The sequence below is a fragment of the Glaciimonas sp. PCH181 genome (assembly GCF_003056055.1).
GTDB lineage: Bacteria > Pseudomonadota > Gammaproteobacteria > Burkholderiales > Burkholderiaceae_D > Glaciimonas.
Genome location: NZ_PYFP01000001.1, coordinates 2620084 through 2636004, shown reverse-complemented (window position 1 = coordinate 2636004; position 15921 = coordinate 2620084). Strand labels below are relative to the sequence as shown.

At 60.2% G+C, this 15921-nt stretch carries 15 protein-coding genes; 13 read left to right on the top strand and 2 right to left on the bottom strand.

Features of this window, described 5'->3' with window-relative positions; genetic code table 11:
- Positions 1-63 precede the first annotated feature (63 nt).
- Together C7W93_RS12055 and C7W93_RS12050 are read right to left on the bottom strand one after the other, a co-directional pair.
- Positions 64-957, bottom strand: coding sequence for a LysR family transcriptional regulator (locus C7W93_RS12055; RefSeq protein ID WP_108440218.1), 894 nt, complete (start codon positions 955-957; stop codon positions 64-66).
- Positions 958-1058: 101 nt separating this feature from the next.
- On the bottom strand, positions 1059-2258 hold the full coding sequence (locus C7W93_RS12050) for a flavin reductase (protein ID WP_108440217.1): 1200 nt from the start codon (positions 2256-2258) through the stop codon (positions 1059-1061).
- 274 nt (positions 2259-2532) lie between these two features.
- Here C7W93_RS12050 and C7W93_RS12045 point away from each other — a divergent pair, with 274 nt between their 5' ends.
- The 13 genes from C7W93_RS12045 to C7W93_RS11985 all read left to right on the top strand — a co-directional run bounded on the left by C7W93_RS12045 (position 2533) and on the right by C7W93_RS11985 (position 15883).
- On the top strand, positions 2533-3459 hold the full coding sequence (locus tag C7W93_RS12045; protein WP_108440216.1) for an SDR family NAD(P)-dependent oxidoreductase: 927 nt from the start codon (positions 2533-2535) through the stop codon (positions 3457-3459).
- A 19-nt stretch (positions 3460-3478) separates the two neighbouring features.
- Complete coding sequence (locus tag C7W93_RS12040; RefSeq protein ID WP_108440215.1) at positions 3479-4672, top strand: Rieske 2Fe-2S domain-containing protein; 1194 nt, start codon at positions 3479-3481, stop codon at positions 4670-4672.
- Between the two features lie 78 nt (positions 4673-4750).
- A complete protein-coding gene (locus C7W93_RS12035) occupies positions 4751-5923 on the top strand; it encodes an acyl-CoA dehydrogenase family protein (RefSeq protein WP_108440214.1) in 1173 nt (390 codons plus the stop codon).
- 16 nt (positions 5924-5939) lie between these two features.
- Positions 5940-7076: a CaiB/BaiF CoA-transferase family protein gene (locus C7W93_RS12030; RefSeq protein WP_108440213.1), complete on the top strand. Its 1137-nt coding sequence runs from the start codon at positions 5940-5942 to the stop codon at positions 7074-7076.
- A 45-nt stretch (positions 7077-7121) separates the two neighbouring features.
- Positions 7122-7922: a fumarylacetoacetate hydrolase family protein gene (locus C7W93_RS12025; RefSeq protein ID WP_108440212.1), complete on the top strand. Its 801-nt coding sequence runs from the start codon at positions 7122-7124 to the stop codon at positions 7920-7922.
- 13 nt (positions 7923-7935) lie between these two features.
- Entirely contained in the window at positions 7936-8895 is a 960-nt protein-coding gene (locus C7W93_RS12020) for an acetaldehyde dehydrogenase (acetylating) (protein ID WP_108440211.1), read from the top strand.
- An 18-nt stretch (positions 8896-8913) separates the two neighbouring features.
- Positions 8914-9948 (top strand): 4-hydroxy-2-oxovalerate aldolase, encoded by a 1035-nt coding sequence (gene dmpG, locus C7W93_RS12015; RefSeq protein WP_108440210.1) that lies wholly within the window; start codon positions 8914-8916, stop codon positions 9946-9948.
- A 583-nt stretch (positions 9949-10531) separates the two neighbouring features.
- Entirely contained in the window at positions 10532-11671 is a 1140-nt protein-coding gene (locus C7W93_RS12010) for a porin (RefSeq protein WP_108440209.1), read from the top strand.
- A gap of 69 nt (positions 11672-11740) precedes the next feature.
- Complete coding sequence (locus C7W93_RS12005; RefSeq protein WP_108440208.1) at positions 11741-12247, top strand: hypothetical protein; 507 nt, start codon at positions 11741-11743, stop codon at positions 12245-12247.
- A complete protein-coding gene (locus C7W93_RS12000) occupies positions 12247-12432 on the top strand; it encodes a hypothetical protein (protein ID WP_108440207.1) in 186 nt (61 codons plus the stop codon). The genes C7W93_RS12005 and C7W93_RS12000 overlap by 1 nt, the downstream gene beginning before the upstream one ends.
- A gap of 40 nt (positions 12433-12472) precedes the next feature.
- The gene (locus tag C7W93_RS11995) at positions 12473-13987 is read left to right on the top strand and encodes an MmgE/PrpD family protein (protein WP_201747206.1); all 1515 of its coding nucleotides are present in this window, start codon (positions 12473-12475) and stop codon (positions 13985-13987) included.
- 154 nt (positions 13988-14141) lie between these two features.
- Positions 14142-15230: a DctP family TRAP transporter solute-binding subunit gene (locus tag C7W93_RS11990; RefSeq protein ID WP_108440206.1), complete on the top strand. Its 1089-nt coding sequence runs from the start codon at positions 14142-14144 to the stop codon at positions 15228-15230.
- A gap of 170 nt (positions 15231-15400) precedes the next feature.
- Positions 15401-15883 (top strand): nuclear transport factor 2 family protein, encoded by a 483-nt coding sequence (locus C7W93_RS11985; RefSeq protein ID WP_108440205.1) that lies wholly within the window; start codon positions 15401-15403, stop codon positions 15881-15883.
- The last annotated feature ends 38 nt before the right edge of the window (positions 15884-15921 follow it).

Here is a 15921-nt window from a genome sequence, read left to right as displayed (position 1 = left end):
ATAATTTCCGCCATATTGATCGACTTGCGTAAATATATGGTCTGCCCGCGGGCAGACCATAAGCTAGCCGGCCAACAGTTCCATAAGGCTGGTGCGCGCCACCTCGGCAGCCGCGACGACCAGGGGATTGCTCGGCTGTTGGGCCTGCAGCACCATGCACAAGGTCGTTTCCAGCTCCGGATTGGCGATTTTTTGCCAAGACAGCGCTGGCAAACCAGAGCCCCGCCCTACCAACCGTGGCATGATCGAGTAACCCATACCCTGCGCCACTAGCTCCATCGTCGAGAACGACGCGTCGACCTGCAACGTGACGTTCACGCCCAAGCCAAGCCGAGAGGCCGCGGATTCGACCGTAACACGGATCGAATGATTTCCATGTGGCAAAATGAGCGGCAACTTGGCCACGGCGGCCAGGCTCACGCGTTCAACATCGGCACCGACCGGATTGGCGCCGATTAGGTACAGCGGTTCGGCGACGATCGGCATGATCTTGATATTTGGGGAAGCGGCGGGGTTGTACACCAGTGCAAAATCGAGTTGGCCCAGTAGCACCGCATCGTACAGGGCGCCGGACAAGCCTTCGACCACGCTGATCGCCGCGCGCGGGTAGAGTTCACTCAGTTTCGGCAACAGCATCGGGATGCAGGCACGGCCAATGCTGGGCGCCATGCCGATTACGAGCTGGCCGGAAAAGGCTGATTCCGAGTCGCGCACCGCAATCGCGGCCGAATCCATCAAATGCAGCACCGCGCGCGCATATTCGAGGAATTTCTTGCCCGCTTCAGTCAGCAGGACGCCACGGCCGTGGCGATAGAAAAGGCTTGCGCGCAGCTCGACCTCAAGCGCGCGCACCTGCCGGCTCAAGGTCGACTGGCCAATGTCGAGGAGGTCGGCTGCCTTGATATAACTGCCCGTTTCGGCGATACGCACGAAGTGGCGAATCTGGGTAATCTCCATACTGGCTCAGCAATCGTAGTTAGGTGTTACCCGCAAACACAAAATAGTGTACAGCCCATGCGCCGCGCATGTCGAGTAGGCACGGAGATCGCCCGGGCAGCTCAGACGCGCAGCTGTTCTCGTCGCGATGCGATCGTCTTCTCCAATCTAGCCGCTGATTGCTGAAGGCGCTCCAGCCATTGCCGGATCTGGTGCATGTCCGCTCTAGGCGGCACCGCGCTCAGGCGCAGTACCAGTAGCACGTGCCCGGATGCATCGTGCACCGGAACCGACAAGTGTCGAACGTCGTAGGCCACGTCTTCCAGCAGTTCGTCTGGCTCATGCAGGCTGGCGCGCTCTTTGGCCGCTGCGAGGAGACGCCGCTCCTGTCCTGGCGTGCGATGCGGATTCGAATACAGCGCGACCATCTCGTCAAGATTCTCGTCGTCGTTCGGGCCCTGCAGCGAGATTGACCAGCCGCGGCTGCGTACCCTTTCGAGCTGGGCCAGCGAACTATCGATCGTTTCCTGGTCCGGGCGACTTAGGCGCTTCAACCACTCGCTGTCGGCGGGCGCACCCGGGTTGCCCACGAAAAGCGGACCTAGGGGCGGCGCACACGGCACGCGGAAGCCGAGCCGGCTGCGCAGGCGCCAGTGCGGCGAACAATTTTCAACCGCGACGTAGACGACGTCGCCGCCGACTGCTGCAATGATGCTGCATTCCGCATTCAGTTCGGTCGCCACAGCTTCCATCTCGTCACGACCCATCTCGGCCAGCCGCACCGCCTGAATGGTCTCGCGCTCGGCGGCCGCCACTAGCGGCCCCGGCGAGAAGCGTCCGTAACCACGCTGGAAAAACAGCAGCGGCGCCGTATCGCGCTCTAGCTGCATGTCAAGCGCACCGCCCAGCACGATGTAGTGGTCGCCCACTTCGGTCACGCTGGCGTAATCGCAGTCGATCCATGCCACCACGCCGTCGAGCACTGGGTTGCCAGCCGGGCTGGGGTGCCAGGCTATGCCGGCGAACTTGTCCTCTACTTGGGAGGCAAAATGCTGGCAGATGGTTTCCTGATCGGCCGCAAGGATATTCACGCAAAAGGTCGAAGAGCCGCTCATGCGCGCAAAGGTGCGTGACGTTTTCATCGGCAGGTAGGCGATCAGCGGCGGATCAAGCGAGACCGAGGTGAAGGAGCCGATCACCATACCAGTCGCCAAGCCGTTCTCGTCCATACAGGTCACGATGGCGACACCGGTCGGGTAGCTTCCGAGCACTTCCCGAAAACGGGCGCCGTCAATTTGTCTTGCTGGGTTAAGGATTTGCATAAATGTCTCACTGTCTCGTCATGAATGATTCTTATCGCACCGTGATGAAACTTGAGTGGGCGGGTCGTTTTATATATTATATAGTTCTAGAATATAAATTCAACAAATTTAACGACATTTTGAATAAGTCTTGCGCGCGGGTTTTCCTATCTATGCGATTTCCGCATATTAGCCTTGAAGGTATTCGCCTTGTTTCACATCGAGCAAGCGCTAACAATACGTTACGTTGACAGCAAAAAAGCTGTTCAGGGAACCCCGGAGACAAACTAATACTATGGACAGATTAAAAGACAAAGTCGCTATCGTGTTTGGCGCAGGACCGAATATCGGCGGCACCATTGCTCATTTCCTGGCACGCGAAGGCGCTAAAGTATGCGTGAGCGATGTGAAGGAAGAGGCCGCGACCGCGACCGCCGAATTCATTATCGGACGCGGCTGGAAGGCCATGGGCATGGTGGGCGACGCCCGCAATGACGACGACGTCAAGCGCATCGTCGCCAAGACCGTCGAACAATACGGGCGCCTCGATGTCGTGGTGAATATGGCGGGCCGGGTGCACTGGGATGACGTACTCGGCATGCAGCTCGACGACTGGAACGACTCGGTTGCCAGCTTTGCCACAGCCGGACTGTTGACCACACAGCACGCCGCGCGCGCCATGTTGGCTTGCGGTTCGCAAGGCAGCATCATCCACTTGCTGTCGACCGCTGCCCACTTCGGCGAGGCCGATGGCGCCGCCTACTGCGCGGCAAAAGCAGCGCTGCTGAATTTTGCCCGTTCCGCGGCCATGGACCTGTCCCATCATGGCATCCGCGTCAACACCGTCACGCCGTGCTCGATGGAGCACCAGCTCTGGACAACGATGCGTGACGAAATGTTCGATCCCGACTGGCGGCAGCCGGAGCGGCGCGGCTTTTATTCGCGCCAGGAATACCTTGACCAGTTGCCGCTACGCCGCTTTCCACGCGCGGCCGACCTGGCCTGGGCCACGGTCTTCCTCGCGTCAGACGAATCGTCATGCATGACCGGTGCCGACCTGCCGGTCGATGCCGGTTTGCGCCACAAGTATCCCACCTGGACGCCGGGCAGTCACGATCCACGCCACATCAACGATTACGCGCGTGCCACTCGCGTGACGCGCTACGGCGAAGAGCAGGAGCTGCTGACCGATCTGCTGGGCGACCCGATTGAACGTTCTTAAAATTTAGACGGAGGCAAATATGAACAACATCCCGGACCAACGGCACGAAGAGCGTGCCCAAAAATTCAAACAGCTCACCGAATGCAGCCGCTGCAAACCGATGGGGCGCCTGCTGCGCAAATTCTGGCAGCCGGTGGCGCTGGCTGAGAGTGTGCCGGTGAGCGGCGCGATTCCCCTCACGATCATGGGCGAAGAACTGACCCTGTACCGCGGTGACAGCGGCGCCCTGCACCTAGTCGGCGGCCGCTGCGCACATCGCCGCACGCTGCTTCATACCGGCTGGGTGGTGGGTGAGGAAATCCGCTGTATCTACCACGGCTGGCAGTTCGACGCCAAGGGCGCCTGTGTCCGGCGTCCCGCCGAAGCGAACACCGGCATGCCGCGCACCCAGATCGCGGCCTATCCGGTCAAGGAATATTTGGGCCTCGTCTTTGCTTATTTGGGTGAGGGCGAGCCGCCTGAATTTGATCTGCCGCGCAAGCTCCTGCTTGAGGGCGAAGGCACGCTGGTTGCCAACGGCCGCGAACGCTGGGACAACAATTGGTTCCAGCAAGTGGAGAATTCGCTCGACGCCGTCCACGTCAGCTTCGTGCACATGGCGCTGACGGTAGGCCCGTTCGGGGCGGCCGTGACCGGCGCGATTCCCGAGCTGTCATACGATGAAACCTCATCGGGCATTCGCCAGACCGCACTGCGCTCGGCCACCAATGTTCGCGTCAGCGACTGGACCTTCCCTAACAATAACCACGTCACCGTGCCGGGTCTTTCCCCGGAAGATCCCTGGATCGATGTGTTCGTGTGGATGATCCCGAACGACGAAGAGAACACCACACGCTTCATGATCTACGGCCAGCAGGCCGGCGCCACAGAGGAATCCCGCAAGCGCTTCCAGGATTATTTCGCCAAATACGGCAAATACGATCCGGCCGAGCACCATGACGAATTGTTCGCCTCGCACGTCTGGGACAATCCGGAAGACACCTTTGTCGGCCTGACCGCCGCCCAGGATTACCTGTCGATTCGCGGCCAGGCACGCATCACGGCGCGCGAGGATGAGATCCTCGGCCGTTCCGACCTCGGCATCGTAACCTTGCGCAAACTGTTCTTCCGCGAACTGGAGTTGCAGGAAGCGGGCCAGCCGACCAAGTCCTGGCGTTCATCGACCGATTCGGTGCATCTGCCGAAGCAGCCGGGTCAGGAAAGCACTGCCTGATCGACAAGCGTACCGGCGGCGAAGCCAGCCAATGGCTGGCTTCGCCGCCCTGCCTCCCACTTCTTCTTCCTATACCCTATGCTCGATCTCATCCCCCATGACTCGCTTTCCGAGGAGTTGCTGCAGTTTCGCTCCTCCATCCGCCGTTTTGTCGAACGTGAACTGATTCCGCTTGAACACGCCGTTGGCGCGAACGGCATGCTCCCGCCCGACCAGGCGGCCATCCTGCGCGAACGCGCCAAGAAAGCCGGCTTCTGGTTGATGGACGTGCCAGAAGAGTTCGGTGGACAGGGGCTGCCACTCCTGGCACTCGCTGTGTTCTGGGAAGAGGTCGGACGGAGCACCGTCGCCTCCTGGGTGCGCGACCATGGCCTGTTCGGGCCGACAGTCGGCCCTATCCTGCTCGGTTTGAACGAGGCCCAGCGCGAAAACTATTTGTACCCGGTGCTCGACGGCACCAAGCGCTCCTGCTTCGCACAAACCGAGCCCGATGCCGGCTCGGATCCGTCGATGATGCGCACTCGCGCCGTGCGTACCGCCAGCGGCTACCGGATCACCGGTGTGAAACGGTATATCACCCGTGCGGCGGTGGCCGATTTTGCCGTTGTCATGGCTGTCACCGATCCAGAGAAGGGCGCGCGTGGCGGTATCTCCTGTTTCATCGTCGATATAGGCGCCCCGGGCGTGAAACTGGCGAGCTCGGAAAAGACCTTGATGGGTGACTCCCCGTGCGAAATCAGCTTCGAGGATGTCGAAATCCCGTTGGCCAACCTGGTTGGCGAGGAGGGGCAAGGTTTTGCCTTGGCCCAGGGCTATATCAATTACGGCCGTGTGCGCCAAGGCGCGCATGCCTGCGGCGCGGCCGAGCGTTGCTTGGCGCTGACGGCCGAGTATGCGCACCAGCGAAAGACCTTTGGCGAAGTGCTGGCCGCGCGCCAAGGCGTGCAGTGGATGATCGCCGACGCCTTCACCGAGCTGTATTGCACACGTCTTCTAGTGTATGACGCAGCGCGCAAAACCGATGCGGGACGGGAAGCGCGCATGGAGACCTTCATGATTAAGACCTTCGGCGTCGAGGCGGGCTTCCGGATCATCGACACATGCATGCAGCTACACGGCGGCATGGGCTTGACCGAGGACACCCCGATCGAGCGCTTCTGGCGCGATTTACGCAGCTATCGCATCACCGAAGGACCCACCGAGGTGCTGCGCACTACGCTTGCGCGGCAGATTCTGAAACATTACAGCTGATGAACCGGAGCCAAACATGAACAACGCACTTGATTCCATCTTAGTCATCGAACTCGGTACTGTCCTGACCGCGCCGCTTGCCGGCATGATGCTCGCCGATCTCGGCGCCCGCGTCATCAAGGTCGAGCACCCGAGCGGGGGTGACCCGTTTCGCCGCCATGCGGGCAAGTTGTACAGCCCGCACTTCTCGTCCTACAACCGCAACAAGGAAAGCATCCAGCTTGATCTGCAATCCGATTCAGGGAAGGCCGATCTCCTGACTCTGCTGGCCCGTGCCGACGTCCTGCTGGAAAATTATCGCCCCGGCGTGATGGCGCGCCTAGGGCTGACCGAAGCGGCGTTGAAAGAAATCAATCCGGGCTTGGTCTGGTGCTCGATCACCGGCTTCGGTACCGAAGGCCCATACCGCGATCGCCCCTGCTACGACGCGGTGGCCCTTGGCCTAAGCGGCCTGGACAGCCTGATGCTCGATCCGGAGCAGCCGGCAATGACCGGCCCGACGATTTCCGATAACGTCACCGGCATGTATGCCAGCTACGGCATCCTGGGCGCGCTGATGCGGCGCGGTTGCACCGGAGAGGGCGCACGCGTCGAGGTCAACATGCTTGAGGCCTCAATCGCCTTCTCGCCGGAGGGCTTCGCGCAGTATACCCGGCTCGGCATCTGCCCGATGCCGCACACCCGGGTGGCGATCTCGCAATCGTACGCATTTCCCTGTGCGGACGGGAGGCTTGTCACAGTGCACCTGTCCTCAGTCGAGAAGTTCTGGCAGGCTTTTGTGGCGGTGATCGAACGCCCGGACCTGCTGATCGACGAACGCTTCCTGACCCCAGGACTCCGCACCAGCAACTATTCGCTGCTGAACGAGGTAGCGGCCCAGATCTTCCGTACCGGTACACGCGATGAATGGTGTGAGCGGCTGGCCCAGCACGATGTGCCAGCCGCCCCCGTTTATACCGTGCCCGAGGTGATGGAAGACCCGCAGGTCAAGCAGGCCGGGACCTTCTACGAGGTTGTGCACCCTGAGCACGGAAAGATGGTCGGCATCCACCGGCCGGTGACCATCGATGGCGCACGCGGGCCGACCACCCGCGCGGCGCCAGTCCTGGGCGAACACAGCGCCGCGATCCGCGCCGAGTTCAAGCTGGGTTGACGACGCCAGCGCGCCAATTCATTCCTTACTTTTAAAGAGCACACCATGAACCAACAACAGATCAGTGACATTGCCGACTTGCTCTGGGCGGCAGAGGCGGGGCGCGCCCCGTGCGCGCCCCTGCGCGAACGCATCCTGGCCGCGGCCGGCGGTGACGACCCGGTCGCTTGCGCCTACGCAGTCCAGCAACATAATGTGCGGCGCCGCATCGAAACGGGGGGGCGCGTGGTCGGGCGTAAGATCGGCCTGACCTCGGTCGCCGTGCAGAACCAGTTGGGCGTCGACTCGCCCGACTTCGGTATGCTGTTTGCCGACATGGCCTTTGGCGACGGTGAAGAAATTCCACTCTTGCGTACCCTGCAGCCGAAAGTGGAAGCCGAAATCGCGCTGGTGCTGGAGCGCGACCTTACGTTTGAGCGTCATACCTTCGCAGACCTCATTTCGGCCACCGCCTATGCGCTGCCAGCGATCGAGGTGGTGGGAAGCCGCATCGAAAACTGGAGCATCAAGCTGCTCGACACGGTGGCCGACAATGCGTCCTCCGGCGTGTTCGTGCTGGGCTCACGGCCCGTCAAACTAGGCCGCCTGGATCTAGGCAACTGCGCGATGACGATGGAACGGCGCGGCGAACAGGTTTCCGCTGGCAGCGGCGCGGCTTGTCTTGCCAATCCGCTCAATGCGGCGGTCTGGCTGGCCGACATGATGGTGCGCGTCGGTACGCCCCTGCGCGCCGGCGACATATTATTGACCGGGGCCCTGGGTCCTATGGTCACGGTAGCCGCTGGTGACCAGTTCGTCACGCACATCGAAGGCCTGGGCGAGCTGCGCGCAGTTTTCGGAAACTAACAAGGATTTCAGCATGACTCAACAGACGAAAAAACGGGTTGCCATCATCGGTCCGGGAAATATCGGCACCGACCTAATGATCAAGATTCTTCGAAACGGCAAGCACGTCGAGATGGGCGCCATGGTCGGCATCGATGCGGCTTCCGACGGCCTGGCGCGAGCCGAACGCATGGGAGTGGCCGTCACCCACGAAGGCGTGGAGGGCCTGGCCCGGCTGCCAATGTTCGACGAGATCGACATCGTATTCGACGCCACCTCGGCCGGCGCCCATGTCCGAAACGACGCCTTCCTGCGCGGCCTGCGTCCTTCGCTGCGCATGATCGACCTGACCCCGGCCGCCATCGGACCATATTGCATCCCGGTGGTCAACGGCGACAAACATGTTGACGCACCGAACGTCAACATGGTCACCTGCGGCGGCCAGGCAACCATCCCGATGGTTGCCGCAGTCGCGCGTGTGGCCCAGGTGTACTACGCCGAGATCGTAGCGTCGATTGCCAGTAAGTCGGCCGGTCCCGGCACCCGAGCCAACATCGACGAGTTCACGGAAACCACGTCGCGGGCGATCGTGGAAGTCGGCGGTGCGCAACACGGCAAGGCGATTATCGTACTGAACCCAGCTGAGCCACCGCTGATCATGCGCGACACCATCTATTGTCTGGCCGCGCTGGATGCAGATCAGGAAGCGATCCGCGCCTCGGTGTGCGCCATGGCGGCCGCAGTGGCCGCCTATGTACCGGGCTATCGCCTGAAGCAGGAAGTACAGTTCGAGCGCTTCGGGCCCGAGAACGCGCCAAACGTGCCGGGCATCGGCCGCCAGGCCGGCCTGAAGGTGTCGATCTTCCTTGAGGTCGAAGGCGCCGCGCACTATCTGCCTGCTTACGCTGGCAATCTAGACATCATGACCAGCGCTGCGCTCGCGACCGCCGAGCGCATTGCATCCGGCATGAGCACCGCCCCGCGGGCGGCATAACGTTCAATGGAGAAAACCATGTTTGACCATAATAAACAGATTTACGTCTCGGACGTCACCCTGCGTGACGGAATGCACGCGGTGCGCCATCAATACTCGCTGGAGCAGGTGGTGAGCATCGCCCGGGCACTCGATGCGGCTAAGGTCGATTCGATCGAAGTAGCGCACGGCGACGGGCTGCGCGGTTCGAGCTTCAACTATGGCTTCGGCGCGCACACCGACCTCGAGTGGATCGAGGCGGTGGCCGGCAGTGTCACCCATGCCAAGGTTGCAACCTTGTTGTTGCCGGGCATCGGTACCATCCACGATTTAAAAAACGCCTATGACGCCGGCGCCCGCATCGTGCGAGTGGCGACTCACTGCACCGAAGCGGATGTCTCTCGCCAGCACATTGAGTATGCGCGCGAACTAGGCATGGACACGGTGGGTTTCCTGATGATGAGCCACATGAATACGCCGGCAGGCCTGGCGCAGCAGGCCAGACTGATGGAAAGCTACGGTGCGCAATGCGTGTATGTGGTCGACTCAGGCGGGGCGATGAACATGTACGATATCGCCGAACGCTTCAAGGCCTTCAAGGAGGTATTGAAGCCGGAGACCCAGACCGGCATGCATGCACACCATAATCTGAGCCTGGGCGTAGCAAATTCGCTGGTGGCGCTGGAACACGGCTGCGACCGCGTCGACGCCAGCCTGACCGGCATGGGCGCCGGCGCAGGCAATGCGCCGCTCGAGGTGTTCATTGCCGCGGCTGACCGCATGGGTTTGAAACATGGCTGCGATGTGAAAAAGCTGATCGACGCGGCTGAGGACCTGGTGCGTCCAATGCAGGAGCGCCCGGTGCGAGTCGACCGCGAGACCCTGGCCCTAGGCTATGCCGGCGTGTATTCGAGCTTCTTGCGTCACGCCGAAGCCGCCGCCAGCAAGTATGGTTTGCCAGCGTTTGACATCCTTGTCGAACTGGGCAAGCGCCGCATGGTCGGCGGCCAGGAAGACATGATCGTCGACGTTGCCCTGGATATGCTGAAACTGCGCGCGATGGCTGCAGCATGAAGCTGCTTTCCCCCGAACCGTAGATAAGTGGCGTCACTGCCGCGAACGTTCACACGTTCCAGTACGGGCGCCCACCCGCGATCCCTCAGACAGGTGTTTCATGCATCGTTACCCGCAACGCAACGACTTTCGACTTGGCACCCGGGCACATTCGACACGCGACCGACCGATGCAAAAATCGTATATCAGCCATGCATAGTTTCTAGTTGCAAAATTCTGCGTAAATGTGGAGAATTCTAGAATATAACTTCCAGAGCATTAATCTGGTAAATAATTAAAGGAGACCATCTCATGCCCCAAGCGCCAATTCGCCGCACCGGGAGACGACCAGCCAGCCCAATCCGGTGTGTGCTGCGCGTGTTTCCGACTCCATGCTCACCCCGGCACGCATGGGCGCGCGGCAAACATCTTCATCAGCATCACCGCTTTTCGCTTCAATAATTGGTCGCACATCGAGCCTACGTCAGATAGGCCGCGACAGTCGAGCAGTACCAGATTTCAATCAGGTGACGCTTGCAACATCTGTCTGGGGTTTGGCAGGAGGGCCTTTGTCGGCCTTGCATACAATAATAATGGAGACACCATGAAGAAGTTTGTAGTTGGTATGACCGCGTTGTGCGCGTCGACCGTTTCGTTCGCTCAGATCGCGACAAGCGCCCCGGAAGCCCAAGCCGCTAGCCTGAAAATCTATGGCGTCGCCGATATTTCGCTCGCCCAGTACAAGACCTCGGGCGTGTCGAAGACCGCCATGCACTCCGGTGGCTCGGGTTCGCGCATCGGCTTTCTTGGTAGCGAAGACCTGGGGCTGGGATGGATGGTCAATGCCCGGCTCGAGAGCGGCGTCAACCTGGACACGGGCACCTTGAGTTCCACCAATGGCAACTCAAACCGCCTGTTCAGCCGGCAAGCTTATATCGAGCTAAAGAACAACGAACTGGGAGCCGTTCGCTTTGGCAGACAGGAAGGTCCCTCATACAATTTCTTCCCGACTTACGATCCGATGCTACTGCCAGCTATGGATGCCTGGGGCGTGCTTACGACCCTAGGCAATCCAGCGCCTGGAAAAGCCTCCGGAAACGGGACCTCGACGGGCTTCATGATCAATCCGACCGCGCGCACGGAAAACACGATTGGCTATATCTCCCCGCGTCTCGTCGGCGTGCAGGCCAACCTGTCGTATAGTTTGAACGAAGGCGTGGCCACACAACCAAGTTTACTGGAAGCGGGGTTGGACTATGTAGCAGGTCCCCTGCAGGTTGGCGTTCTGTATGTGAAAGCTGGCAGCACGCCCGGTGCTGGTGCCATCCTGGCTACCGATTCTAACTCCGAGATCGCGATCGGCGCAAAATATCAGGCTGGTCCCATCCAACCGTATTTCAGCTACATCCGGCGCGAGTCAACCGATCCGACGCGTGGCGCTGGCGGCCGCGTTCTCAATGGCAACGCAGAGACCGTCAAGCTGTTTGGTCTGGTGATTCCGGTCTCCCAGCGCGGTGCCGTGCGCATTACCTATGGCCGGTATGCGAGCGGTATGGTCGACAGCGATGCAACGAACTACGGCATGGCCTACACCTACGAAGTCAACCCTAGGTTAATGCTGATGGCCGCCGTGACCCGCCTGACGCAAGGCAATGCAGCACGCTACCCGGTGTTCGTGAGTCCCCAGCCCGACGCAGGTAAGCCGGTCACCGCCGTGACGACAGGCGTGACCTGGCGCTTCTGATTCTCCTTGTCTGCAAACGCGGCACCGGGTGTTCCACACCCGGATTGAAGTTCTAACTTAGGATTTAACATGTCAACAAAATCACCCTGGTATTACATTATTCACTGGCTGCGCCTGTACTTTGGAGCTCACCTGCTGTTTTCCGGTCTGCGTTATGCAGTGTCCGGGTATGTCCCCGAGATTCCCGGAGTTGGTGGAGAGTGGGTGCAAGCAAATGCCAACATCTATCTGTACCAGATGATCAAGTACTTGGAGATCGTCACCGGCGCCATGATTTTCTTTAACCGCTTCACGGTGGTGGGATTGATCTTGGAATTCCCGGCCACCGTAAATATATTCTGGCTCAACACCTTCATCGTGGCCACCCCGCGCCAATTGTTCACGGGACCTCAGGAATTGTTCATGAATGGCGTGCTGCTGCTGGCCTACAGCGGATGGATCTACGCCGCGACCCGTCCGAAACTTGAGCCGCTGTGGTTGTGGGATGGCGCACTTGCTTACCGGCCCGGGATTGGCAGTCGCATCAGCTGTAAAGACAACGTGCGCGGTACTAAATTTAATAGCGAGGTGAACTGATGGATAAAAATAAATGGATTGCCGTAGTAGTGTGTCTGTGCCTGACGGCCGGCGCCTATATCGGCTCGACGGGTCTGTTCTACACGGATTTCCGGCCGATTCGCAACTATGACCTAATCTCCTTTGCCGGCTCATGGGGTGGGCTCATCTACATGCTTATCCGCGATCGGAAACGCACGGTCTGATCTCTGGACCGCTTGCAAGTACAACAACAAGGAGACAATCATGGAAACGAGTCGTAGAAAATTTGTACAGATGTCGGCACTGATGGCGTCAAGCTGGGCAGTCACGCCAGCTTGGGCCTTCCTCAACGACGGCGCCGCCATGCCGGGCGCTGGGAGTGTGCAAGTTCCCGATGCCATTTATACGCTGGTGGATTATTGCCTGAACACGCGCTACGAGGCTCTGCCGGCGGATGTCGTGGCCGTCACCAAGACCCAAATCCTGGATACGGTAGCGGTCGCGCTGCCGGCGCTCCGCGCCGATGGCATCAAACAAGTGTATGCCTGGAGCCGCGAAACCGGTGGAACCGCCGAAAGCCTGATCCTCGGCACGAACATCCGGATGCCGGCGGAGAAGGCGGCACGCCTGAATGCCTCGATGGCCGCTGCCCTTGAGTTCGATGACACCTACGAGCCCTCCCTGATGCATGCCTCCTGCGTCACCGTCCCCGTCGCATTAGCGGTGTCGGATTTCATGGGCCACGTCAGTGGCAAGGAACTCATTGCCGCTGTCGCCATCGGTACCGATGCGGCCTGCCGTCTGTCTCGTGCCGGTTCGCCCGGTGTATCGCCATTCATCGTCGGCTGGGATCCGACCCCGATGTACGGCTTCCTGGCCGCCGCGCTGGTCGCTGGCCGCCTGATGGGACTGACGCGCGAGCAGCTGGTGGCCGCGGTCGGACTGGCTTACCATCAACTCTCTGGCAACGCCCAGGCCAGCATCGACGGCACCCTTGCCAAGCGTCTCGGCGCCGGCTTTGCTGCCTACGGCGGCGTGATGTCGGCGCGCCTGGCCAAGCATGGCGTGTTCGGTTCCGATCATGTCCTGCAGGGCGTCAAGGGCTTGTTCAAGCAATACCACGGTGGCAAATACTCCGAGGAAGCATTGCTGGGAGGGCTCGGTACCCGCTTCGCGGGCATCGACATCGCGCCGAAGCCCTATCCATGCTGCAGGGGAGGGCATGTTGCCATCGATGGCATCCTCGACATCGTCAAGACCAACGATATTAAGGCCTCCGATGTGGAGGGTGTGATCATCTACAGCCCGCCGGCCGAGATCATGCTGCTGGGTGCACCGCTGGAAAAGAAGCAGAATCCGAAGACCATCGTCGAAGCCCAATTCAGCAATCCATGGATGGTGGCGGTGGCGATCCAGGACCGGGAAGTCGGCCTGCGTCATTTTTCCGAGGCAGCATTGCAGCGGGCCGATCTGCGCGCACTTGCCAGGCGCATGGTTACTGTCGAAGACAAAAGCCTGACGCGTCCGGACGGCGGACCCGGATTCGTGCGCCTCGAGCTCAAGACGAAAAGTGGCAAGACCTATACCAAATTGGTGAAGTTTGCAAAAGGCGATCCGAAGAATCCGATGTCGCCGGACGAATACAAGAAGAAGGTGCTTGAGTGCACGGATGCGGCCGGCATGAAGCGCGCGCAAGCGATCGCTCTCATGGTGCGCATCCTGAATCTGGAAGCGGAGACCGACGTGTCGGCATTGAACGCTGCGATGTCGATCGGCTGAGTGCTGGGATAGCGTGGCCGGGTATTAAGACACGACGCTTTTGCGTTCCGGCCCCTAACCTATGCGTTTATCACATAGCAGACATTTATACTTGGCATTGAATGCATGATGGACAGATATGACAATCTCCAAACACCATATAAAGAATAGATCAATGCTGGAGACAATCTTCAAGTGCGCTGCCGACATGGCCCGTCATGTGTCGTGCCGCACGTTTATCGAGCCGTTGGCTCGCCTCGTTCTCCCGCTGCTTGGAGTTGTCGTGATGGGAACCGGCACCACGGCCGCAGCGCAGTCGCCGGTGCGCCAGCTCGACATCGCCGACTACCGCGGCTACCTCGCAGAGGACCACCCGGTGCGCCAAGGCATGCGAAAATTCGCGCAACTGGTGGATGCAGGGAGTGCGGGCAACCTGCACGTGAACCTACGTGCCGGCGCCTTGCCCGGTACACCGGCAAAACAGATCGCCGCGCTGCAGGCAGGCAAAACGGGTGCGCCGGCGCTGATGCTGGTAGCCAGCACTGGCCTGTCGGTGGTCGCGAAAGAATTCGAACTGCTCGACTTGCCATTCTTGGTGCGCGACGAGCAACAGGCCGATGCCTTGCTCGATGGCGCTTTTGGTAACGCTTTGCTGGCGCGCATGGCGCCGACCGGCCTTGTCGGGCTGGCATGGTGGGAAAACGGTTTTCGCCAGATCACGACCTCGAGCGGGCCAATACGCCGTGCCGAGGATCTGCACGGGCTGAACTTCCGTGTCATTGGCGAACCTGTTTTTGTCGACACGGCGCGCGTCATGGGCACCAACCCCGTGCCGTTGCCGTTCAATGAACTATATGAAGCGCTGAAATCGCGGCGCGTCGATGCGCAAGATAATTTCACCTCCCAGATCCTGGCCGGCCGCCTGTACGAAGTGCAGTCGTCACTGAGCCTGACCAACCATTCGTATAGCCCTTTGGTACTGGTAGCGAATGCGGCATTTTGGAAGAGCTTGAGCACTGCGCAGCAGCGCGTTCTGCAAACGGCCGCGATCGAAGCGGGGCACTTTCAACGCCAGGTAGTGCGCTATGAAGCACGCGCGGCACTCGTAGCACTTGCGCAACATGGCCTAGCTATCAACCAGCTCGACGAATCTGAATTAAAAAAACTGAACGATCTGACGGAGTCTGTGCGCGAGCAGTATTTCGGCCGCTACAAGGGCGATCTGCGGCAGTTGTACCAAGCCGAAATCGGTCGGGTTCAGTGAATCGAGCGGCCTGCCGTCCCACGTCGCTACCCTGAACTGGAGCGGTCCATACGGAGTTCAAACCGTCCGTTACGCGGCAATATAAGCATAAACATAGAAAGACGAGACATCCCCATGACAAACAATAAAACACCGAGTTACGCATGGCATGCGCATAGGAGGCATTTCCAGTGATCACCGATAAACAACTGAACACCATTTCGATCGTAGTGGGCTTGCTGCTGACAGCCTATGTGGCGCAAGATTTGCATTTCAATCCGCGCTGGTATGGCGACAATGGCCCGGGCGTCGGAAAGCTCCCGCGCGGGATCGTCTCTGGTTATATGGGCATCGCCTATGGAAAAGGCCAGGTTGCCGAAGCGGCGAAGCTGTACTACACCCCGAAGACGATCGACGTGACGCCCAAAGCGGTTTACCGCAGCGACTCGCCGCCCCTGACCTCCACAGTGCGCGAGGTGGTCGCTGAAGGCTTGAACGTCGTGGTTCATCATTGCGTCGACGCCAGCGGCAACCAACCTGCGAATGAGGTCGTCGACATGTTCCGCACCGAGAACGGACGCATCGTCTGGCGCAAGACCATCGCGCAGGCGCTGGACGGGCAGTCCTGCGCCTGCAGCAGCCTGGGCAAACCTGTCAATCTCGGGCTGAAATGAAGTTCCCGATGAACCGGGCTATACGCGTTCCCGCGCTT

What these genes read in the sequence shown, in the direction of transcription:
- C7W93_RS12000 (WP_108440207.1), top strand. Translation starts at nt 12,247, where the DNA reads ATGGATAAAAATAAATGGATTGCCGTAGTAGTGTGTCTGTGCCTGACG.
- C7W93_RS12055 (WP_108440218.1), bottom strand. Translation starts at nt 957, where the DNA reads ATGGAGATTACCCAGATTCGCCACTTCGTGCGTATCGCCGAAACGGGC.
- C7W93_RS12025 (WP_108440212.1), top strand. Translation starts at nt 7,122, where the DNA reads ATGAACCAACAACAGATCAGTGACATTGCCGACTTGCTCTGGGCGGCA.
- C7W93_RS12035 (WP_108440214.1), top strand. Translation starts at nt 4,751, where the DNA reads ATGCTCGATCTCATCCCCCATGACTCGCTTTCCGAGGAGTTGCTGCAG.
- C7W93_RS12005 (WP_108440208.1), top strand. Translation starts at nt 11,741, where the DNA reads ATGTCAACAAAATCACCCTGGTATTACATTATTCACTGGCTGCGCCTG.
- C7W93_RS12030 (WP_108440213.1), top strand. Translation starts at nt 5,940, where the DNA reads ATGAACAACGCACTTGATTCCATCTTAGTCATCGAACTCGGTACTGTC.
- C7W93_RS11995 (WP_201747206.1), top strand. Translation starts at nt 12,473, where the DNA reads ATGGAAACGAGTCGTAGAAAATTTGTACAGATGTCGGCACTGATGGCG.
- C7W93_RS12020 (WP_108440211.1), top strand. Translation starts at nt 7,936, where the DNA reads ATGACTCAACAGACGAAAAAACGGGTTGCCATCATCGGTCCGGGAAAT.
- C7W93_RS11990 (WP_108440206.1), top strand. Translation starts at nt 14,142, where the DNA reads ATGCTGGAGACAATCTTCAAGTGCGCTGCCGACATGGCCCGTCATGTG.
- C7W93_RS12045 (WP_108440216.1), top strand. Translation starts at nt 2,533, where the DNA reads ATGGACAGATTAAAAGACAAAGTCGCTATCGTGTTTGGCGCAGGACCG.
- C7W93_RS12010 (WP_108440209.1), top strand. Translation starts at nt 10,532, where the DNA reads ATGAAGAAGTTTGTAGTTGGTATGACCGCGTTGTGCGCGTCGACCGTT.
- dmpG (WP_108440210.1), top strand. Translation starts at nt 8,914, where the DNA reads ATGTTTGACCATAATAAACAGATTTACGTCTCGGACGTCACCCTGCGT.
- C7W93_RS12040 (WP_108440215.1), top strand. Translation starts at nt 3,479, where the DNA reads ATGAACAACATCCCGGACCAACGGCACGAAGAGCGTGCCCAAAAATTC.
- C7W93_RS12050 (WP_108440217.1), bottom strand. Translation starts at nt 2,258, where the DNA reads ATGCAAATCCTTAACCCAGCAAGACAAATTGACGGCGCCCGTTTTCGG.